This window comes from Shewanella sp. WXL01, from assembly GCF_012263345.1.
Classification (GTDB): domain Bacteria; phylum Pseudomonadota; class Gammaproteobacteria; order Enterobacterales; family Shewanellaceae; genus Shewanella; species Shewanella maritima.
In genome coordinates, this window is the sequence record NZ_JAAIKQ010000003.1 from 172939 (window position 1) to 194644 (window position 21706).

Annotated in this window: 19 protein-coding genes; 10 read left to right on the forward strand and 9 right to left on the reverse strand. The window is 44.0% G+C overall.

From position 1 onward, the window contains the following. Window positions 1–25: 25 nt before the first annotated feature. From mnhG to G3R49_RS09600, 6 genes are all read right to left on the reverse strand, one after another. Window positions 26–367, reverse strand: a complete 342-nt coding sequence (mnhG, locus tag G3R49_RS09575; RefSeq protein WP_167869506.1) for a monovalent cation/H(+) antiporter subunit G — start codon at window positions 365–367, stop codon at window positions 26–28. Next, the gene (locus G3R49_RS09580) at window positions 364–660 is read right to left on the reverse strand and encodes a monovalent cation/H+ antiporter complex subunit F (RefSeq protein ID WP_130601257.1); all 297 of its coding nucleotides are present in this window, start codon (window positions 658–660) and stop codon (window positions 364–366) included. The genes mnhG and G3R49_RS09580 overlap by 4 nt, the downstream gene beginning before the upstream one ends. Beyond that, window positions 660–1160 carry a Na+/H+ antiporter subunit E gene (locus G3R49_RS09585; protein WP_130601259.1) on the reverse strand — a complete coding sequence of 167 codons (501 nt, stop codon included), beginning with the start codon at window positions 1158–1160 and terminating at the stop codon, window positions 660–662. The genes G3R49_RS09580 and G3R49_RS09585 overlap by 1 nt, the downstream gene beginning before the upstream one ends. A gap of 108 nt (window positions 1161–1268) precedes the next feature. Then, window positions 1269–1718 (reverse strand): hypothetical protein, encoded by a 450-nt coding sequence (locus tag G3R49_RS09590; protein WP_167869507.1) that lies wholly within the window; start codon window positions 1716–1718, stop codon window positions 1269–1271. A 1283-nt stretch (window positions 1719–3001) separates the two neighbouring features. Further along, window positions 3002–4033: a CPBP family intramembrane glutamic endopeptidase gene (locus tag G3R49_RS09595; RefSeq protein ID WP_167869508.1), complete on the reverse strand. Its 1032-nt coding sequence runs from the start codon at window positions 4031–4033 to the stop codon at window positions 3002–3004. Between the two features lie 398 nt (window positions 4034–4431). Next, window positions 4432–6237, reverse strand: coding sequence for an acyl-CoA dehydrogenase (locus G3R49_RS09600; RefSeq protein ID WP_167869509.1), 1806 nt, complete (start codon window positions 6235–6237; stop codon window positions 4432–4434). A 182-nt stretch (window positions 6238–6419) separates the two neighbouring features. On the opposite strand from G3R49_RS09600, the gene G3R49_RS09605 reads away from it, so the two are divergent. The 9 genes from G3R49_RS09605 (at window position 6420) to G3R49_RS09645 (ending at window position 17095) form a co-directional block, all read left to right on the forward strand. Continuing rightward, window positions 6420–7313: a helix-turn-helix domain-containing protein gene (locus G3R49_RS09605; protein WP_167869510.1), complete on the forward strand. Its 894-nt coding sequence runs from the start codon at window positions 6420–6422 to the stop codon at window positions 7311–7313. Between the two features lie 337 nt (window positions 7314–7650). Then, on the forward strand, window positions 7651–9765 hold the full coding sequence (locus G3R49_RS09610) for a TonB-dependent siderophore receptor (protein ID WP_167869511.1): 2115 nt from the start codon (window positions 7651–7653) through the stop codon (window positions 9763–9765). 190 nt (window positions 9766–9955) lie between these two features. Then, a complete protein-coding gene (locus G3R49_RS09615; protein ID WP_167869512.1) occupies window positions 9956–10678 on the forward strand; it encodes an ABC transporter ATP-binding protein in 723 nt (240 codons plus the stop codon). After that, a complete protein-coding gene (locus G3R49_RS09620) occupies window positions 10675–12096 on the forward strand; it encodes a DUF3526 domain-containing protein (protein ID WP_130601275.1) in 1422 nt (473 codons plus the stop codon). Before G3R49_RS09615 ends, G3R49_RS09620 begins: the two co-directional genes overlap by 4 nt. A 56-nt stretch (window positions 12097–12152) precedes the next feature. Beyond that, window positions 12153–13367, forward strand: a complete 1215-nt coding sequence (locus tag G3R49_RS09625) for a DUF3526 domain-containing protein (protein ID WP_348633920.1) — start codon at window positions 12153–12155, stop codon at window positions 13365–13367. A 159-nt stretch (window positions 13368–13526) separates the two neighbouring features. Beyond that, window positions 13527–14735, forward strand: a complete 1209-nt coding sequence (locus G3R49_RS09630; RefSeq protein ID WP_167869514.1) for a DUF1624 domain-containing protein — start codon at window positions 13527–13529, stop codon at window positions 14733–14735. 259 nt (window positions 14736–14994) lie between these two features. Continuing rightward, the gene (locus G3R49_RS09635; protein WP_167869515.1) at window positions 14995–15423 is read left to right on the forward strand and encodes an HPP family protein; all 429 of its coding nucleotides are present in this window, start codon (window positions 14995–14997) and stop codon (window positions 15421–15423) included. 330 nt (window positions 15424–15753) lie between these two features. Further along, window positions 15754–16719 carry an ABC transporter substrate-binding protein gene (locus tag G3R49_RS09640; protein WP_167869516.1) on the forward strand — a complete coding sequence of 322 codons (966 nt, stop codon included), beginning with the start codon at window positions 15754–15756 and terminating at the stop codon, window positions 16717–16719. 130 nt (window positions 16720–16849) lie between these two features. Then, a complete protein-coding gene (locus G3R49_RS09645; RefSeq protein ID WP_130601285.1) occupies window positions 16850–17095 on the forward strand; it encodes a DUF3297 family protein in 246 nt (81 codons plus the stop codon). Window positions 17096–17207: 112 nt separating this feature from the next. Here the strand turns inward: G3R49_RS09645 and G3R49_RS09650 are convergent, their stop codons facing one another. Together G3R49_RS09650 and G3R49_RS09655 are read right to left on the reverse strand one after the other, a co-directional pair. After that, window positions 17208–19115 carry a monovalent cation:proton antiporter-2 (CPA2) family protein gene (locus G3R49_RS09650; RefSeq protein WP_167869517.1) on the reverse strand — a complete coding sequence of 636 codons (1908 nt, stop codon included), beginning with the start codon at window positions 19113–19115 and terminating at the stop codon, window positions 17208–17210. Between the two features lie 2 nt (window positions 19116–19117). After that, the gene (locus tag G3R49_RS09655; RefSeq protein WP_167869518.1) at window positions 19118–19735 is read right to left on the reverse strand and encodes an NAD(P)H-dependent oxidoreductase; all 618 of its coding nucleotides are present in this window, start codon (window positions 19733–19735) and stop codon (window positions 19118–19120) included. 363 nt (window positions 19736–20098) lie between these two features. Here G3R49_RS09655 and G3R49_RS09660 point away from each other — a divergent pair, with 363 nt between their 5' ends. Beyond that, complete coding sequence (locus G3R49_RS09660) at window positions 20099–20740, forward strand: LysE family translocator (RefSeq protein ID WP_167869519.1); 642 nt, start codon at window positions 20099–20101, stop codon at window positions 20738–20740. Window positions 20741–20984: 244 nt separating this feature from the next. On the opposite strand, the gene G3R49_RS09665 is transcribed toward G3R49_RS09660, so the two are convergent. Next, window positions 20985–21656 carry a transposase gene (locus G3R49_RS09665; RefSeq protein ID WP_167869520.1) on the reverse strand — a complete coding sequence of 224 codons (672 nt, stop codon included), beginning with the start codon at window positions 21654–21656 and terminating at the stop codon, window positions 20985–20987. Window positions 21657–21706 lie beyond the last annotated feature (50 nt).

Consider the following 21706-nt stretch of genomic DNA (forward strand, 5'->3'; position numbering starts at 1 on the left):
AAAAAGGTGAGCAGTACAATATCAACTATAGTTTCGATGACGTGTTTCCTCCCTCATCGGCGTCTTTGTGCTGCTTAGGCTCTAAACCATTGTGAAGCGCCGCTTTAGCTAGTGCATGGCTAGCAGACGGGTTGATAAATAGGGTAAATACTAAAATTAAGATGAGTTTAATTAGCACCATACCGCTTGGGGTTTGCAGCATTAAGCCCAATAGGACTAAGCCTGCACCTAATGTATCGGTGACACTTACCGCATGCATTCGGGTGTAGAAGTCAGGAAAGCGTAAGATGCCAACCCCACCAGATAGACATAGGAAGCAGCCTACAAATAGGCATATGGCGCTGCTGATTTCCAGAAACAGGCTCATTTCTCATCTCCCTTGCTTGACTCGTGTTCATAGGGCGTGACCTTGAACTCTGCTGAGTCTGAAAAACGTAGCACGCCAATAACACTGATAAAGTTAATCAGTGCATAGACGAGCGCGATGTCGAGAAACTCTGGGCGACCCATTAAAAAGCCCAATACAGAGATCAGCAGTACGGTTTTAGTACCAAACATATTGAAGGCCAATATGCGATCGTAAAGGGTTGGACCGACGATGCAGCGAAGTATCGCTAGCAACATCACGACGAGAATGGCAATGGTGGCTGCAGCTAACATTATTTTTCTAGCTCTCTTACACGGCGGTCCATCTCGCCGGCTTTTAGTGTGTCGATATCAGCCTTGTGCAAGGCGTGAACGGTGAGTTGATCGTCAATTAAGTCGATGGCAACGGTACCTGGAGTAAGGGTAATAGAGTTGGCGTAAATGACTTTATTGATGTCGGTACGCTGACGAGTATCAATGGTGGTTAAGGTTGGCGCGATACTCGTGTTGCCTAGCCAAATACGTTTGACCACATTGATGTTAGATAAGATGACCTCTTTCGCTAGCCATAAGATATAGCCTGGCATACTGGTTGAAAGGTGGATTGGCTGAGACTCATGGTCAATCACATCCATTTTTTGAGATATATACAACACCAGCATGATGGATGCCGCACCTAGTGACAGCAGCAGAGGATTACTGTAGTTGGAGTTGATCCACCAAAACAGCGCTAAGGTTAGCAATAGACTCAGCTTGTGGCTTGGAACAAAGCTGGTGTTATTTTCTTGTGTCATAGTATTTCACGTCTTTTAATGGCTCTATTAAGTTGGCTGTACCATATCGTCAGGCAATGTTCGCAGTGAGCTGCATAGACTCACTACAGTTTAGGTTGTGATTGTTTGTTATCCACCTTGATTACAAGCTGATTCGGCAGCCAGTGCTTGGTAGATTTGTTTATGTAATAGCTGTATTGAGTCTGTTGTTGTTGGCAGTTGGGTTATTGTTCGATTGACCACGTTATCAAGCAGTTGTTGTTTGCTTTGATTTGATGGTATGCACACGCCTGTAGCATGTCTTTTCGATGTTTGGTTCCCCACACGTGTTCGATACGCTCGGTCTTCAAATCCGCTGAACGTTGTTCTCAATTCATATTGTTGATTAGAGCTCAATGAGCCAACTAGAAAGCCTTGAATATAGTAGGCGCAGGGTGAGTTTGCCGTATTGGTTTGTGAAGCTTTTTGAGATAAACAAGATGAAAGCAGTAATTGCTCGTCTTGCACATTATTTGCGGTAGCAGAAAATGGAAAAGATAGGGTAAATATTACTACTAACAAGCGCTGTATCATCTTCATATAAACACCTTGGTTTTATGTTGATTTTATTATTGATTAGTAATCAGCGGAGCTAAGAGTATTCATTGCTATTCACAGTCAGTTTTGTGTCGGCTAAAAGTATTAGGACTTATGGTTTAAAGCCTAACACTTTAGTGTAGTTGCCTTTTTTTGCTGTGTAATATCAATACTACCTCGTTGGCATGTATTGATTCGGTAGCCATGTTGTCACTTATTAATGTGCTTGCTTAAATCAACATGAAATCAATGTGAAACCAACTCCTCTCGCTCTACCTAAGTTATTTATAACACAAAATATTTAAGTTTAAATACTTAGCCTGTGTAAACTCGGATTTTGTTTCTTAATGCTGAGGAATTTCCGAGTTGATGAGTAAAACCCTTATTTTCTTTGCTCTGCAGCTCCCTTGTGGCAAGAGTTTGAGCCTGAAGTGAGCAAAGTTAAGCTTTGATTTATGTTAAGTTAAGCTGCTTTTCATTTTGGCTTAATTTTAAATTAAGTTTATTTTAAGGTTTGTGGTCGATTAACGGTAACCCATCATCAGTGGTTTTGTTGTGGTAATTATGCTTGTTGGAGGTAGTTATTTTTTTAGTTGATGGTTGAGCTTTTATAGGTTGTAGGGTCTTGATGTTTTTTTGTTATTTAGAGCTGTTTTTTATGCTCGTTATATAAGGTGAGGGGAGTATTAATTGAAAGACGTTAACGGCAAACTCGTTGCTATAAAGTTGGCTTGCCAAAATATGGAGTACTTCATCACTAATCTTGATTGGGGGAGTCGCAGTTAGCGTGAAAATATATCGGCTTGAATGACCCGCTTTATAATGTTCTTTGCTTGAATGTTAACTTGTTTACTTCCCTGTCTTAATTGAATAAAAGCTCTACTTTATATTGTTGTAATACCTCAACTTTATGATTTGTTTTTCTGTGATAGTTTAAGCAGCGTATTAAAAATTAGTTTCTAACAATCGTTAAGTAGAATCGCTAAAATCAATGATTGAATAGGCTTCTCTCACTAGTGTACCAATCACTAATTAGCGCTTTAACATTTGGGTCATAACATTTGGGTCAGAGTAAGATGTTAAATGCTAATCTTAATACTAGGCTTAAATAGCTTTTTTAATCTAGAAAGCAGAAAGCAGAAAGCAGAAAGCAGAAAGCAGAAAGCAGAAAGCAGAAAGCAGAAAGCAGAAAGTAGAAAGTAGAAAGCGCTGGATTATAGGCCAGCACTTTTTAACATCTGGGTCAGAGTAAACTAGCTCGTAGTTCTGAGAGGACATAGTTGTAGTTAATTCAATGCCCTGTTTACGTGCTGAGCAAGCTCATCACTTTTGTTGGTTCTCCACATCCGATCAACAACAATCATTGAAATAACCGCTAGTAGCAAGAATATGCCCATTTGCTCCGAAAACGGTAATATTTTCGGGGTATTGTTCATCGTTGTATGAAGGGCTACCGCCATTAATAGGCTTCCTCCGCTGCGGTTATATAGCCAGGTAAAAATGACACCTAACATGATGCAAGCACCTGTTTTGGCGAATATCATTTCTGGTGGGTCATCGTATTGGCCTATTAAAAACAAGGGTAAATGCCAAACTCCCCATACAATGCCAACAAAAACAGTACTCAGTAGAGGACTGAACCTTTCTTGAAGCTTAGGTAGCATCCAGGCTCGCCATCCTGATTCCTCACCAATTGCGACAACTAAGAAAGTGAGCAATATTGAGCGAGCAATAAAGAGTAGCCAGGTAGATTGTTCAAGGCTGTGCGAAATAGGAGTTATGGTTGCATCTTGTTGTTGAGCAACCAAAAGGCCTAGAGTCATCCATAACGCTGGCAAAAATAATGCAACTAGCCACCATTTGTACGATATGCGCCATTTGTTCAATGAATTCAGTGCAATTGAGCGACTACAGAGTAAACAAGCGATAATAAAGCTGCCGACACTGGCAGAGATGATAGAGGCTAGAATGCTGGTGACGCTGAAGCCTACAGGTTTAGCGTTGCTAAAGGACTCTGCCGATATCGCATCGCCAGTCACAAGAATCGAGAAGTAAAGACCAAGCAAAATCGCGAAGAAAACGACAAAGCAAAGCCACCAATTTTTTGTGCCTATCTGAGTCCCAGTGCCACTGAGATGATTAAGTACAATTGCCGCGATCGCAGGTCCAAAACCTGCGCCAACCACAATTCGGCCTAACGCCCAGTTGTCTCCAGCAATAAACGGGACACTAAACCACACCGCCCAGGTAAAGCTAATACTGATGAAAATAAAAGTTAAAATCGGGTACCGAGTTGAAACGCTTTTCAACCATTCCATTTGCTAATCCTTTAACGATAAGAGTCATTCTAGTTATTCAGCTAATGAAGTTATGCTGAGCGCTGTTTGTATCCATATGTATCACACTATTTTGGGTTTATTACGCATGAATGGTCAATTGGGCAATCGCATCAATAATGTAAGGCTTTATGTAGGCATGAAACATTTACGCTTGCGTCTTCAAGTCGTCTTATGATGTTTCGTCGCGGCTGGAACAGTAGCATTTGGGGTCAGAGTAAGATGTTAAATGCTAACCTGAATAGCTGGTTTAAGTTACCTTTTACAATCGGGACAGTGAAAAAAGTGCGGACTCAAAGCCAGCACTTTTTTACATTTGGGTCAGAGTAAACTTGTGTTTTTCCTTGGCAGTTGACATTTGATCTTAGTACTCACAGTGCTTAAAACCACTCTGGTTGCATATCAAAGTTAGTGGTGTCGAGATCAGACACTAACTTCGCCCAATGATAGATTTGCGGCAGCTCTGCGCGGTAGAAGTACTTCATTGCGTGCAGTTTGCCGTCATAGAAATGGACGTCATTTTCATGTGGCTGTGCTTTTAGGGCTTTGTCAGCCAACAAGCCTTGCTTAAGCCATAGCCAGGCGATGACTACATGTCCAAACACTTCTAAGTACTTCACTGAGTTGGAAAATGCTGCATCAATATTCATCGTTCGGGTAGCGCTCATGACGGTTTCTGTGGTCTTAACTAGCGTATCGATAGCTTGAGCGAGCTCGGTGCCATAGCATTCCAGCGAGCCTGTTAATTTAGTTTTCTCAATGGTGTTCCTCATTTCTGCAAGACACGCTTTATAGCCTGCGAAGTTGTTCATTGGCACTTTACGGCCGAGCAGATCTAGTGACTGAATCCCTGTTGTGCCTTCGTGAATAGGATTAAGTCGATTGTCGCGATATAGCTGCTCGACTGGATGCTCATTAATATAGCCATGGCCGCCCAGCACTTGAATAGCAAGGTCGTTAGCTTTGGGGCCATATTCTGATGGCCAGCTTTTAATAATGGGCGTTAAAAAGTCGAGTAGGGTATGAGCATCTTTGCGCTCTTGCTCAGTCGGCGCAGTGCGCTCATCATCGGCAAGCTGGGTGCCAAACAAACACAAAGCATAGGCGCCTTCAGCATAGGCTTTTTGTGCGAGCAGCATACGGCGAACGTCGCTATGTTCGATGATGCTAACTGGTGGCGAGTGCGGATCTTTTTCTGATAGTAACCGACCTTGTGGGCGCTCTTTGGCGTAATCGAGTGAGTACTGAAAGCCAGTTAAGGCATTGGTTGCAGCGCCTGTACCGACAAGAATACGCGCTTCGTTCATCATGTGGAACATGTAGGCAAGGCCTTTGTTTTCTTCACCCACTAGATAACCAATTGAGCCCTGATCTTCACCAAAGTTAAGTGCAGTTGAGGTTTGCGCGCGGCCACCCATTTTGTGGAACAAGCCTGCTAGTGCGACCTCATTTGACTCGCCTAATGAGCCATCGTCATTGACTAAGTATTTGGGCACGATAAATAGCGAGATCCCTTTAACGCCCTTAGGCGCGCCTTTTACTCTTGCGAGCACAAGGTGGACGATATTCTCATTGAGATTATGATCACCGCCAGAGATAAAAATCTTGTTACCCGATATGCGGTAGTTGCCATCACTATCGATTGTGGCGGTTGTGGTCAGGTCGGCAAGCCCAGAGCCTGCGCCTGGCTCGGTCATTGCCATAGTGCCGGCAAAGCGTCCCTCACGCATAGGCACGACCCATTTTTCAATTTGTTCTGGTGTGCCGTGAGCATCAATTAAATTAGCGTTAGCATTAGTCAGCGCGGTGTAGCCCATTGCGACGCCGCCTGCAGCACTCAAATATGCGCTAACAGCATTGGCAACGATTCCCGGCAGCTGCATGCCGCCAAGTTCAAAGTCGGCTGTGGTTGCAGCTAAGCCAGATTCAATTACTGCATCAATGGCGGTTTTTAGCTCGAAGGGTTGATGGACTTTCTCGCCATCGAATGTGGGTTGGCAGTTATCCAACTTTTGACGAATAGGTAGAAAGTACTTCTCGGCGATGGTGCGTGATGTATTCATCGCCATGGTAAACGTTTCGCGGTTGTGGTCACGATAGCGTGGGCGCGCGGTAAGGCTTTCGGCATCAAATAGCTCATATAACATGAATTCTAAATCGCGTTCGCAAAGTATTGGAGCTGGCATAGTTCGTTCCCTGTTAAGCTGCTGTTTTTGTCTCTAACAGACTGTATTGTTATCGGTTAGCCTGAGTTGTTTAGTGAACAGATTGTGCAGTGGCCTTTGCGCAGATAACATGACCTATCAGGTCAAGTTGTTACCAATTAGCCAGATCAATTAGCCAGATCAGTCAGCCAGAGTGAAAGGAAATGCCCAAGCAAATTGAGTCCAGCCTAGTCAGTGAAAAAACAGCGTCAGATGGGGTCAACAATGACCAAAGAAGTGAGCTAGCGTTTGGACGTATGCTGAAGTTTTGGCGTGGCGTTCGTCGCATGAGTCAGGAAGATTTGGCCTTTAGTTTAGATTCGTCTGCTCGGCATATTAGCCGCATGGAGAATAGCCGCGTACACCCAAGTAAAACCATGGTCGAGGCGATAGCTAGGGCAATGGACTTAGGGCAGCGCGATTCGTTAAATTTGATGATGTCAGCAGGCTTCACGCCGCAGCCGAAAAAGATAGACTTTCACGCGCCCGAGCTAAAGTGGCTTCGCAAGGCTATGATGCTGACATTAAGGGCATACGATCCATACCCTGCAATGCTGATGGACGCTTCAACTAACATCCTTATGGTCAATAAAGGTTGGGTAGGATTTTTTCAAAATGTGGTTTCCAAACAAGCCCTTGAACAGGTAGATAACCATTTTGATTTTTTGTTTAGCCAGCAAGGCGCTGGCAATATTATCAGCGGTTGGGAAGATACCTTGTCGGTGATTTTGATGTCGCTGCAACAAGCGACCTTGATGAATGGCGACCAAGGCATTGAGGCGTTATTGAATCGTTTGGCTCAAACTCCGAATGTACCTGATGATTGGCAACAGCGCGGCGCAAAGCTAGAGCCTATGGCGAGTTATCGGGTGCAGATGGAGCTTAGTGGTCAGTTGCAGACGTTTTTTAGTGTTAGCCAAAATGTAGGAGCGCTAGGGCCAAATGCTTTTGTGTCTGAGCCATATTTAACGGTGAGCACTCTATTCCCAGAAGATGAAAATCTCGATTTATCTCAACTAGTTGAGGGGGATTTGAGCCACCCGCTGCTTTTCTACTAGCTGTTAGTTTTGTACATATCACTGCAAGTATCTTTGCTAAATACACTCTCAAATGAAAACTATTTTCATTCGTTACAGTACTTGTAAGTTCATTGCAAGTAACTCTGTGTTACGGTTTTGTGTTCTGCGATCGCCTTCATGATACTGTGTATCATTTTTGTTTGGTTTATTTTTAGCGAATACCATACAGCCCAATTCAGCATACCTAACTTACTTTGGTTATTGAGACTGCAGCTCAAGTATCCATAGGCATTAAGTGTGCCCCTTCAATACTGATTGATGTGAAGCTCGCTTAGTTAGAGGTGAACATCATAAATAAGCTAAACAGGATTTTTTAATGAGCAACGAAGTTACCCGTGCGCCTAAAGGCATGGTGTTATTGCCATTGTTATGTACATTGCCGTTAGCCGCTCAGGCAAGCGATCAAGACACTAGTGATTCAACTGCAAATGTTGAGGTTATTCAGGTGACCGGTATGCGTCAGGCGTACCGTGGCAATGTACAAGAAAAAGACATGCCACAAGCTGTGGTTAAAATTGATAATGACACCATTGAAGCTGCAGGCATTACCAATCTTATGGATACCTTAGATTTAGTCAGTGGTGTTAGCCGTCAAAACGACTTTGGCGGCTTGTGGGACATGTTCGCCATTCGTGGTTTTGCGGGGGACGAGAACTCACCATCTGGCTATTTGATTAACGGGTTTAACGCTGGCCGTGGCTATAGCGGTAACCGTGATATGTCGAACGTTGAAATGATTGAAGTGCTAAAAGGGCCTAGTTCAGCGCTATATGGCCGCGGTGAGCCTGGTGGCACAATTAATATCACTACTAAAAAGCCCCAGTTTGAAGAGGCTGGTTCATTTAAATTAACTGGCGGCAGCTTCAATACTTACCGTGCAGAAGGTGACTATACCAATGCGATTACTGACAATTTAGCGTTTCGCATTAATGGTGCCCACGAAGATGGAGAAAGCTATCGCGATCATGTGTACAACAAGAAAACCGTGTTGACGCCATCTTTCTTGTACGAACTGAGCCGTGACACCAAGGTAAGTTATGAGCTTGAACTCGTTGATCAAGAAGCTGTGATGGATCGCGGTATTGTTGCTGTTGAAGGGAAAGAGTTTAATCGCAATCGCTTTTATGGTGAGCCTGGTGATGGTCCAGTAAAGATTAAGGCACTAGGGCACCAAGTCCAGGTGCAGCACGATTTTGAGAATGATTGGGCATTAACCGCAGGTGCAAGTTATCGTACGTCACAATTCCAAGGTACAGCGACAGAGGCTACCGGCTATATTGCTGAAACTAATCAGGTTTCTCGTCAGCGTCGTTACCGTGATTTTAATACTGAAGATTTATCGCTACGTTTTGAGTTTAGTGGCTCAGTTGAGACATTAGGCCTGACTCATAACTTATTAGTGGGCGGTGACGCCTACGAGTATGAACTTGATCGGGTGGTGTTGCGATACCGAGATAATGCCAACAAAGGTGATTATGCGATTGACTTTGACAAGCCAGTATATCGCGATCCAAAAGACCTGCCTGCGATGGGTGATAACATCAACGATGTTGAGTTGCAAAAAGGTCAAGGCGTGTATTTCCAAGATCAGATTGATCTATCTGATAAGTGGAAAGCGATGTTTGGGATGCGTTATGACAACTTCAGTCAAGAGATCACAAATCGATTAGGTGACACCAATACTGTCAAAAGTTCTTACTCCTTTTTTAACCCGCGCTTTGGCTTAGTGTATGAGCTTTCAAATGATGCGCGTGTTTATGCCAGTTACTCTGAAGGTGCTCGCCCCAATGCTGGTGTTGATACCAAGGGAAATGCCCATGACCCAGAGCAAAGTCACTCTTATGAGTTGGGGATTAAGTGGGATTCGCAAGCACTGGGTTTACGCGGCACTGCAGCAATTTTTGACACTAAAAAATTCAATATTCTAGCCAGTGCTCCTTCGGGAGATGGCTCAACAGAGGCTATTGGGGAAGCAACTAGTAAGGGCTTTGAGCTTGATTTGGCTTATGACTTAACCGAAGACACATTGGTGTCATTAGCGTATGCATACATCGATGCGCAAAATGCTAAGGATATTAAGTTATGGGGTGCGCCGATTAAAAAAGGTGCTGGCCTTGCCAATGTACCTAAACATAGCGGGAGTTTAATCGTGCGTCACTTTGCTGAAATTGGTAACTACGAAGGTAATGCAGGCTTCATTGCTAAGTACGTTGGTGAGCAAGTGGGTGACTTTACCGATCAAGATTTCAAGCTTCCTAGCTACCAACTGTTGAATTTGTTTGCCAATGTCAGCTTAAACGACAGCTTGGAGTTGAGCTTTAACATCGAAAACCTGTTTAACGAGGAGTACTACATCAATTCGTACCAACGAGCCTGGACGATGCCGGGAGCTCCGCGTACGTTCAAAGCCTCAGTTAAGTACACCTTTTAGGTAAGCAGATTCTGAGCAAACCAACCTGAACAAGCCAAAAATATAAAATGTTACCTAGTATCATTGCCTTGTTTTGGTTTAGTATTAGCCGGCATTTTGCCGGCTTTGTTTGTTCTATCGACAGCTTAGTTTTTGGTTGCATCAATGGGCGTAGAGCATTGATTAATGATAAAAACAAGAGAACTTATTTGTGAATAAAGAGATAGTTAAAGCGTCATCGTTAAGCGTTAGTTTCAATAATCAAACAGTACTTGAACACGTCGATTTTTCCATTGGTGAAGGAGAGGTGTTTGCGCTTCTTGGTGGCAATGGCGCGGGCAAGTCAACCACGCTTAAAACATTTCTAGGGACTGTTAAATCAAGCGGTGGTAGTGCCAGCGTACTTGGAATGGACGTGGCAGAAGATATTGACCAAATCCGCCGTAAGGTTGCCTATTTGCCTGAGTCAGTCACCCTTTATGGACATTTGACAGGTGTTGAAAATATTGAATATTTCTTGTCATTGGCAAATGTGGACCGCTCTAGTACTGAGATTGAACAAGCTTTAGTTCGCGTAGCATTGCAGCAAGAAGCATGGCACCGTGAAATGTCTCACTATTCTAAGGGGATGCGTCAAAAAACAGCAATTGCATTGGCATTGCTACGTGAAGCACCTGTACTGTTTTTGGATGAGCCAACCTCGGGTCTAGACCCAAATGCCATTGATGAGTTTAACCAGCTAATTGCGACCCTAGCGGCAGAAGGCACCACAGTATTTATGGTGACCCATGACGTGTATGGCGCCTGCCAAATTGCTCATCGAATTGGCTTGCTTGATCAGGGACGCATAGTAGGCATGTTTGAGCGTGGAGAGGGTGAACGAATCGATACCGAAGTGGTGCATACTGCGTTCTCTAATCGAGGTAAGTCATGACTCCAATTAAGCTCATCATGGCTGACGAATGGCGTTTTTGGAAGCGCACTCGCCTTGCCGTTAGCGTCATTTTTATGGGGATAGCACTCACTCTGGTAGCCGCTATTGTCAATACAGTCGAGATGCAACATGCCACCCATGAACGCGAACATCTGCAACATACCTCTGAGTCGCGATTTTTAGAACAACCTGACCGACACCCGCATCGTATGGTGCACTATGGTCACTATGTGTTTAGAACGCCAGCACCGCTTAGTATTATTGAACCAGGCGTAGATGACTATAGTGGCTCATCGATTTTCTTAGAAGGCCACAAGCAAAATACACCTATGTTCGCCGAGCAAGGGCAAGCCTCTGGCATGACGCATTTTAGTAATCTCACTCCAAGCTTTTTGCTTCAGGTGATTGTGCCTCTGTTCATTATCTTGGTTGGTTACGCCAGTATTACCCGAGAGAAAGAAGCTGGAACGTTAAATATTATGCTTACACAAGGTGTCAGCCTGTGGAGCTTAATGCTAGGTAAGTTGTTCGCCTTAGCTGGAAGTGGTTTGTTAATGCTTGTACCCCTTGTAATCGCAGTGATTTGGGCTGCATCAAATGGTGAGGCGCTGCTGACTAGTTTGAGTTTTGTGTTTGGCTACCTTGTATACATTCTGATTTGGAGTGGCATTGTGATTGCCGCATCAGCCATGCATAAAAGAAGTAGCGCTAGCTTTACGACGCTGGTGGGACTGTGGATTGTGCTATGTATTTTGACTCCTCGAATAGCCAGTACAGGCGCTTCAGCTATTGCACCCACTCCGGGAAAATTGGAAACCGACTTCATTGTCACCAAAGAGCTAGAAAAGCTTGGTAATGGACACAATGTTTCTGATCCTGCTTTTGACCAGTTAAAGCAAGAATTATTTAGTAAGTATAATGTTGATAAAATTGAAGATTTACCGTTTAACTTTCGTGGTACAGCAGTGCAAATTTTTGAAGAGAAACTCACTACGGTGCTAAATGAATTTGCCGAGCAACGCATGGCTGAGGAACTAAACCAAGCCCTTATTGCTCGCCAATTCGGTTGGTTGTCACCAACGACAGCAATGCGTTCATTATCTATGGTGATCGCTGGCAGCAGTATTGAAACTCATCATCGCTTTTTGCGAGAAGCAGAAACCCTGCGATACGACTTTGTGCAGTCGTTAAACAAAATCCAAACCGACGACATGACCTATGAAGACGATATGAAAGGATATGATGATCCTGCATCACGCGTAGAGTCTAGCAACTGGGAACTGCTGTCAACGTTCTCATTTAAGCCTGACTCAGCATCAACTCGGGTGGCGCGAAGCTTACCTTATGCAGCGCAATTATTGTTTTGGTTATTGCTAGTTGGACTGTCGATGCGCTTGGCGTTAAGGAGAGTGAGTTGATGAGTTATTTGGCACACATTAAAAGAGAAACTAGGTTTCTTTTTAAGCAGCGCTATGTGCTAGCAATATTGTCTATTGTGTTTTCGCTTTCAGTGTTTGCGGTTTGGTCTGGCATTGTGGAGTCTCAAGCACAATCTAAGACCATTGAGCGTTTAATTGAAAAAGATGCGCAAGAGCGTGCGCATATTCTCACCAAAAAGTCAGATTATGGCAGTGCAGGCTACTACAGTTTTCACTTAACGTACTCAGAGCCATCAAGTGCCGCATTTGCTGCGATTGGTCAACGTGATATTCATCCTTGGAAGCATCGCATTCGTCTGTTGGCGCTAGAAGGGCAAATTTACGAAACCGATGCGGCTAACCCTGAATTATCATTTGTTGGGCGTTTTGACTTTGCCTTCTTAGCGAGCGTACTTTTGCCCTTATTCGTGATTTTACTATTGCATGATATGCGAGCTGCTGAGCGATCATCAGGGCGTTATGATTTGTTGATTTCGACTGCTGGTTCATGGAAGCATTTATGGCTAGCAAGAGCACTCGTGCTTACTAGCGCGTTGATGCTTGCTTTGATATTACCTTTGCTAGCTGGTGCACTTTGGTCACAAACGCCTATTAAGCTAACTGCCTCTATGGCGCTAGTCGTGATAGGTCACCTTGTTTTTTGGTCGTTAATGGTGCTGTGGTATACCGCGAGCAGCTTTGCGCAAAAACAAACTTCGGCCCAAATTGCGTCAGTGCTGCTGTCTGCATGGCTTGCTGTTACTGTGTTGGTGCCAGTAGCTAGCGATATGGCTATCAATCATATGATAGATAGCCCAAATGGTGGTGACATAGTGTTAACTCAGCGAGAAGCTGTTAATGATGCTTGGGATTTGCCAGCTAAAGAGACATGGGATGTGTTCCTTACTGATTACCCTCAATGGCGAGAACTTGCTACCAAACCACCTGAAAAGGGTTTCAATTGGAAGTGGTACTACGCTTTCCAGCATGTCGGCGATTTAAAAACGCATGAGTTGTCGCAAGGCTTTCGCGATGCAAAGATAGCTAAAGATACGTTAGCAGGGCGTTTTGCGCTGCTATCCCCACCGATGTTTACTCAACGCCTGATTGCATCCATTGCACAAACAGATACTCAAGCTGCAGTCGCTTATGAGCAAAGCGTTCGCGATTATCATCAGACCATGAGGCACTTTTATTATCTAAGGTTATTTGGTGAGGCTGAGTTTGACCAACAGGAGATGGCAAAGCTTCCTGAGTTTTCACATTTATAGCGTTTTGCTTTGAAGTTGTGAGGGCGAGCTTATTCAGTCCTCTCTGCATCTTTGTGGATTCGCTCAAACTTTATGATTTGATACCGGCTGCTATGGCGGTATCAATTTTAAGCGTTTAAGCGATGACGTTAAATATAACGATAAGTTTTAGTAATTATAATGAATAACAACAATACGCCAATTGCAGCAGTACAAACCCACGCAGAGCATATTAAAAAACGCATTGCTTCAATTGATATCATGCGTGGTATCGTGATGCTTATTATGCTGCTCGATCACACCCGTGAGCGCTTTATGTATCACAACCAGGTCTCTAACCCGATGGACTTGAGCGATACCAGCACGGAAATGTTCTTCACGCGTACGCTTGCTCATTTGTGTGCGCCAACCTTTGTCTTTTTAACCGGGTTGTCGGCGTGGCTGTATTCACATCCCGCCAATATGCCTTATCGTAGCCCCACTTCATTTTTGGTTAAACGTGGTTTGTTCTTAATCTTTATTGAGATTGCGTTAGTGAATTACTCATGGCTTGGCAGCTATGACGTACTTTATCTGCAAATTATTTGGACTATTGGTGTGTGTATGGTGCTGCTGGGGCTGTTAGTACATGCTAACTACTGGGTGATTGGCGCAGTCGGCTTTGGTCTATTGTTCTTTAACCGTTTACTTGACCCTATTAGTTTTGAGGCTCATGAGTTGGGTTATAGCTTGTGGACTATTCTGCATGACGGCGGCTGGCTGGTCGAGAATGGGCCTGTGCAAGTGCGTGCTGGTGGCTTCCCTGTACTGGGTTGGTTTGGCGTTATGTGTCTTGGCTATTTTATTGGGCCGTTGTTTTCTAAAAACGCAAATTCAGATAAACGCCAAAAAGTACTGTTTATCAGCGGCGTCGCTGCACTTGCATTAATTGCATTTTTACGTGGTTTTAATATTGCTGGTGAAGAGTTGCCTTGGGTTGTGGGCAGTGATTGGCTTGAGAGTTTCAAGTCCATGATTAATTTTTCTAAGTACCCGCCATCACTTGGCTTTATGCTATTAACCCTTGGTTTTATGCTATTGATTCTGGGTGCATTAGAGCGCGTAAACAATCGTGTGAGTCAGGTGGTTGAGTCGTTTGGTTCTGCGCCTATGTTTTTCTACATTTTGCATTTGTACGTATTACTTGTGGCGTATGCTGTGCTTGAGGCGGTATTTGGTGCAACTAAAGTCAAAGATTTTGGCTGGAATCAAGGCATGTATTATGGCTTTGACTCGGTCGGCCAGATTTGGCTCGCCACCACAATATTAGCTGTATTGCTGTACTTCCCAACCAAAGCATTTTCTGATTACAAAAAACGTACAACTGTGTGGTGGGTGAAATATCTGTAAATATTAGTCGGCCTGTAAAGTAAACAGTTGAACCAACCAAATCAAGTGACCCTGTGTATATCTCGAGGGTCGCTTTTTTTTGGTTTTGTTTAACTGTATGGGGTTAACTGGCGGTTTTGCATTAGGTGTAAATGTTTAATGTCTCAAATGTCGAGCATAGCGTTTAGGCTGAGTTAATTGTTGGTTATACTTGATTAAACAATGAGCAAGGCTGATGGCTAGTTAACTTGAATAGCGACACCAAATGGAGGAGTTTTGTATGCGCGTTAGCGATATTATGACTGCAAACCCAATATGCATAAGTGATGCAGCGAGCTTAAAGGATGCTCATTTGTTGATGCAAAGTCGCAGTGTTAGACATCTGCCTGTGATTTCTGAGTCTACTGGGGAGTTTGTGGGATTGCTCACCCATAAAAAGATGATCTCAATTGTCCTAACCACGCTTAACAAATATGGTCAGGGCGCGCTTGATAGAAAAGAGCGCTTTGTGCCCATTGCGGAAATCATGGAAACAGATGCACAAAAATTAGGGTTAGATGAGCCACTTACGGTTGTAGTGCAGTACTTTATCGACAATAAATTGGGCTGTTTGCCAGTAATTGATGCGCACAACAAGGTGCAGGGCATTGTGACATCATCAGACTTTGTGAAGTTATGCCAGGTGTTATTGCTTAAGCAGTCTCTATAAACCCTGCTACATACTAGCTAGAGGCAATCTTGATCGGCAATAGGGAGCAGCGGAGTGAGTCATAGCGAAGTGGCTGGCCGATGAACCTAGAGTAAAGATTTTTAAACATCAATGGTGGCAGTTTAATGATTCAACCTGCGAGCGAAAGTCGTGGGATTCGACTTTTTATTCTAGAGTTAATACAGGGGCTACTTACATCTGCTTTAGTGTTGATAGGTGCAGTTTACCCATTGTTAGTAGGCATGCATTAATACTCTGAAAGTAATAATCAAAACTATTCTATAAAGATTAGGCGTCCCAATACTTCTATTTATGCTGTGGGGGCTCAATATGAAGTGGCTAACGCATCTGATTGCAGGCTTGTTATTGCTAATATCAGGCTATGGAGTGTCAGCTGAGCTGGTATTTATTCATAGTTATCATTTTGAATACCCTTGGGTGGTCGAATATCGCGAGGGTTTTAATCGTGTCATCGCTGATGCCTCTGTGCATGAGTTCGAGATGGATACCAAACGTCGACCGCCTAGTGAGTTTGCACAAGTCACCGAGCAAGCTTGGCAGTTTATTCAAGCGAAACAGGCCGATGTGGTGGTATTAGCGGACGATAATGCATTAAAGCATGTTGGCCCCAAATTAGTAGAGCACCGGATCCCGTTCGTGTTCCTTGGTATAAATGCTAACCCTCGTCAGTACATTGCAATGACTGAGTTTTCCTCTGGTGTATTAGAGCGCCCTTTGCTCAAGCGCTCAGCAGTGCTAGTGACTAAGGTTATGCCTAAAGTGAAAAAAGTGCTGGTCATGATGGATAAGTCTGTTACGTCTGATGCGATTATTGATAGCAGTTTCGATAGTCAGGTACGCCAAAGTCTGTCGGGTGTCGAAGTCGATATAGTCGGGGCTCAAGACTATTCCCATTGGCAACAACTGGTTGAGCAGGCTCCAGCGAAAGAGTTTGATGCGATTATTGTCGGCGTATATGCAAGGCTTAAAGAGCATGGGCGGCATGTACCGATTGATGAAGTCACGCGCTGGACAAGCGCAAACAGTGAGATCCCGGTATTTGCCTTCTGGTCGTACTCGGTGGGTCAAGACAAAGCCATTGGCGGCTTGCTGATCAGCGCGTTAGAGCAAGGCGAAACTGCAGCTTCCCATGTGAATACTTTTTTACGGACGGGCAAAATGCCAGCTATTGCCACTCCTAAGCGTGGCGCGTTTGTGTTTAGCCAAGCTGAGCTAGCGCGATGGGGTATTGTGTTGCCAGCCGATATCAAACAAAAAGCTCAGATAAAAAACTGAATTGGCTTGGCATTATGAGCTTGTGGTTAGCTATTATTTGCGACTTAAGTTGAGTTAGCTTGATAAGTAGATTGAGCATTAGCGCGTGATTGCCTAAAATACGCCAAGATTTTACTTATCGGATAACACCATGACTGAAACAACTAAGCCTGAATTGCCAGATCAACTTTCGATTAACCCACGTAGCCCACACCATGTTGCTGAAATTTTCCAGTATGACATCGGTATCAAGGTAAACGGTAAAGAGCGTTTTGATGTTGAAGAATATTGCATCAGCGAAGGTTGGGTTAAAGTGGCATCAACTAAGGCCCTAGACCGTCGTGGTCAGCCGCTATTGATGAAAGTAAAAGGCGAAATTGAAGCTTTTTATAAGTAAGTATGTAATTACTTGCTTCGATAAATAAAAAACGAGCCAATTGGCTCGTTTTTTTGTTGGGCTAAAGGGTAAATTTTAAGTTTACTCTGACCCAAAAGCTAAAAGTTTAGCGTTAGAAGTCACTTTCATAGCCTTTAGGTGGTGGTGTCCAGCCGCGTTCTTCACTGTTATGTCTATCAATTCTATCTTGCTGCATCGCTTCTTTAATGATGTCTTGCAGTTGCATAAACAGTTTGCGGAAGTCTTGATCGTATTGCTCGCCCTCAGTGCCTTTCAACCAGTTCTCATACAACATGGTTGAGGTGCGCTCTTCACTGCTATTAAAGGCGTGCTTCTTTTGTTCAACCAAGAACGGGTGCATGCCCAATGAGGTTAGCGCTTCGCCGCCAAGTTCAAGTGCAGAGTGATAAGTCTCGTTAATGATGATGTCGGCGCCAGCTTTACGCAGCTCATAGTTATGGCCTCTATCAAAAGCACGTACGAGTATCTTCACGTGTGGATAGGTATGTTTGACATAGTGCACCAGCTCTTTGGTGTTTTCGCGATTATCTATGGCGATAACAATCATCGCCGCCTCTTCAATGCCTGCTGTGTGTAGCATTTCAGGGCGGGTAGCATCACCAAAATAGCTCTTGATGTCTATCTGTCTTAAGTTATCTACCTGAGTAGCATCTAAGTCCATCACTACGGTTGGTACATCATTGGCTACTAATAAGCGGTTAATGATTTGCCCGAAGCGGCCAATACCTGCAATGATGACTTTGCCTTTTTCTTCAATCTCATCAAAAGGCTTATCGTCAGCTCTAGCTTGGTAGCGAGGTAAGATAACCTTGTCGAATAAGATAAATAGCATAGGGGTGAGGAACATGGACAGTGCGACAACTAGTTGCAGTATGTTGGCTGTCTCGATTGGAATAACGTGGTTTTGAATGGTAAAGCTTAAGAGTACAAAGCCAAACTCACCCGCTTGCGCTAGACTCAGGGCAAACAACCAACGGTGACTGTCTTTAATCTTAAAGATGATAGCTAGTCCCCAAAGTACCAGCGCTTTTAACACCATAACTCCAAGAGTTAGACCAATAATGAGCGCGGCATTGCTTGATAAAATGCCAAAGTCGATACCTGCGCCAACTGTGATAAAGAACAGGCCGAGTAGCAAGCCTTTAAATGGTTCGATATTGGACTCTAGCTCATGCCTGAACTCACTATTTGCCAGTACTACGCCCGCTAGGAAAGTGCCTAAAGCGGGAGATAAACCTACCAGGCTCATAAGTGCAGCAATACCAATAACAATTAGCAGCGCCGTCGCGACAAAGATTTCACGTAGCCCTGATTTCGCTACATATTGGAATAGTGGGCGGCTGACGAACATGCCAAGGAACACCACACCAGCGATGCTGCCTAAAATTGCTAATGCATAAGCCCAGGTAGGCAAGCCTGCAACCAAGCTTAGTTCTTCATGATGCTCTGCTGCAGTTTGTGCATGTTCGGCGGCTGCAACTAGCTCTGGCAAAGCGAGCATTGGAATAAATGCCAACATAGGGATCACGGCAATATCTTGCATCAAAAGCACTGAAAATGCGCTTTGGCCGCCTTCTGTCTTGGTTAAGCCTTTTTCGTTAAAGGTTTGCAGCACAATCGCTGTGGATGAGAGTGAGAAGATCAAACCTATTGCTAATGCCACTGTGGGGGGCTGATTAAAAGCAAATGCGATAGCCGCAATCAGTAGGGCGGTGACACTCACCTGTAGGCCGCCAAGGCCAAGTAAACGATGGCGCATTTGCCACAGCATTTGAGGCTGCAGTTCTAAACCCACAAGGAATAACATCATCACCACACCAAATTCAGCAAAGTGCTGAATTGCGATGGTTTCTTGGCCGACGACACCGGCAATCGGGCCAATGACTACACCCGCTATAAGGTAGCCAAGTACTGAACCTAGGCCGAGTTTTTTAGCCAGCGGTACGGCGATAACTGCTGCAGCAAGGTAGATAAATGCCTGAATAAAATAAACAGTCATGGCTAGGCTCCCTCGCTGCTGGTTTTATCTGAATACAGCTCGTTTATTGTGATCAGTTTGCTCACTTTTGCGGGCTCTATCGCACCTTGATGTAGCTGATTGAGTACGCGGTGCCATCGCTCAAGATGGTTATCTAGGCGGTTACCATTATTGGCGCTGCGGCTGCTAAATAGCGCGAAAGGCGGTAGGTAATGCATACCGGTTAAGTTGGCCGTTTGCTCAATTGGCTGCAATAACTCGCGTACAGTAAAATGGTTATACCCTTCGGCGCGGTAGGCTTGCTCTTTGCCGCCCGCGGTTAACGCACACATAAAGGTTTTGCCGTGAAGTGCAGTGCCACTTGAGCCATAGGCATAGCCATATTCCAGCACTAAGTCTTGCCACTCTTTAAGAATTGATGGCGTGGAATACCAGTAAAATGGGAATTGGAAGATCACTACTTCATGTTCGTTCAAACGAGTCTGCTCTTTGTCGATATCAATGTTGTAGTCAGGGTATTCTGCATACAAGTCGACAGCTGTAACAAAGTCGAGCTTCTTGGCAAATTCAAACAATGGTGAATTGACCTCTGAGCGGTGCTTAGATGGGTGCGCGAATAGTAATAAGATTTTTTTATTCATGTGCTTGATAACCTTAGCGAGGCGTTAGCTGCAGTACATTAACTTTAGACCCTCAAGCAAAGCTGTGCTGATAAAAATTGGGTCAGAGTAAACTTGGCAAATTTTAACCATCATGTTTTAAAAGCACCGTTAAATCAACAAACTGCTATCCCGTATACTTATTGATATTAACATTTGGGTCAGAGTAAATTGTAAAGATTACGACTTTATTGCTCGGGTGAATGAGTCAATCGGTTATTAAATCGACCCGTAAATAAAAACTGCCGTGATTGCTTCGCAATTTTCACCAACATGACTTTTATTCATGTTGAGTGTCTGTAGAATCCGCGCCTTGTTGATTTTTGTTATTGCTCGAGTGTTTTCATGATTGATATGGCTTTACTACCTCTCTATTTGAGTGCGGTAGTGGCTTTGCTGCTTATTCCTGGTCCTGACATGCTATTGATTGCCAGCTCAAGCCTTAGTTATGGCAAGAAGGTTGGTGTATATGCCAGTTTTGGCAATGCTACCTCGGGTGTGATCTTGACACTGCTTGCTGCACTGGGCGTGTCAGCATTGGTAGCAATGAACCCGATGGCACTTGAAGTCTTGCGAGTATTGGGCGGTGCTTACTTATTAAAAATGGGTTGGGATTGTATGCGTTCTGGCGCAGCTGATACGCCAGAGGTAAGTTGCCAATCTAATTTGGCTAAACAGTTATATAAGCGAGCAGTGTTCAGTAACTTGCTTAATCCAAAAGCACTCATCTTCTTCGTATTGTTTTTACCCCAGTTTGTTTCATCTCAATTGACGGCTAGCTCTGGTGAGCAGATGTTAGCGCTAGGCTTGCTGCTTAATGTTATGGGATTAAGCTTTAACTTATTGCTGGTGGCACTAGTTGGAACCCTAGGTAAACCTTTGCTCAAGAATGAAAAATTCCGCGCTAACCAGAACAAGTTTATGGGCGTGATTTTCTTTGTGTTAGCTATCTGGCTGCTAGCCTCTCAAGTCAAAGGTGTTGCATAAACTTAACCCTTTAACTCTGACCCAGGTAAAATTGGGTCAGAGCAAAATGTTAAATCTTAATCTTTTATTGTGGTCTATACCTTATTTTTAATCTTATTATTAGATTAGTGAGAGTGCAGAGGTTGGCGCCTTTGCATTTGGGGTAGAGTAGCATTTGGGTCATAACATTTGGATCAAAGTAAACTTGCAGCCAAGTTCTGTTGAGTTCTTTTTGTGTTTTGCTAGAGGAAGCGAGCTTCTGCTTCTAACTCGCCTTTGCATGAGAAGTTGCGCTTACTGCGAGAGCCTCAATTCTGGACATAAATAGAGGATCGCCAATGGCAAGCCCTTTGTGCGTAGCAAGAGTAATATCAGCTACTATGCTGGTATCAAGCTGTTGCTTCACTAGTTGTTGATAGGCAGCAAGTCTTGCTCGAGGGCTATTGGCAAGCGCAAGGTACACCTCGTGGGGCGCGCAAAGTTCTGAATGTTTTCCTTTGGCGTTAATTTGGTAGCTTGACCATTTATAATCATCGGGTGAGCTTACCATTCCTGCTCTGACTGGGTTTAGCTCGATATAGCGATAGACCTGCAGCAAATAAGCCTCGGTTTGTACCAGGCTAGATTTGAATCTTCCTTCCCATAGCGTGCCGCTACGAGAGTATGTTTTATTGATGTATCGTACATACTGTCTGCCAAGCGCTTGCATCATCAAGCTAATACCATTGGTTTGTCTTGGTGTGCACAACAGATGCACATGATTGGTCATAAATACCCACGCGTGGATATCTACCTTATATTCGTGAGCATATTGTTTTAACCAGTGGCTATAGGCAATGTAGTCTTGCTCGTCAAAAAAGCAGGCTTGGCGATTGTTACCGCGCTGGATGACATGAACGGGAATATCGTTAGGTGTGAGCCTCAGTGTTCTAGGCATATGCAAGATCCGTTTGCAAAAAAGACGCTATTAATAAGAGGGGAAAGTAT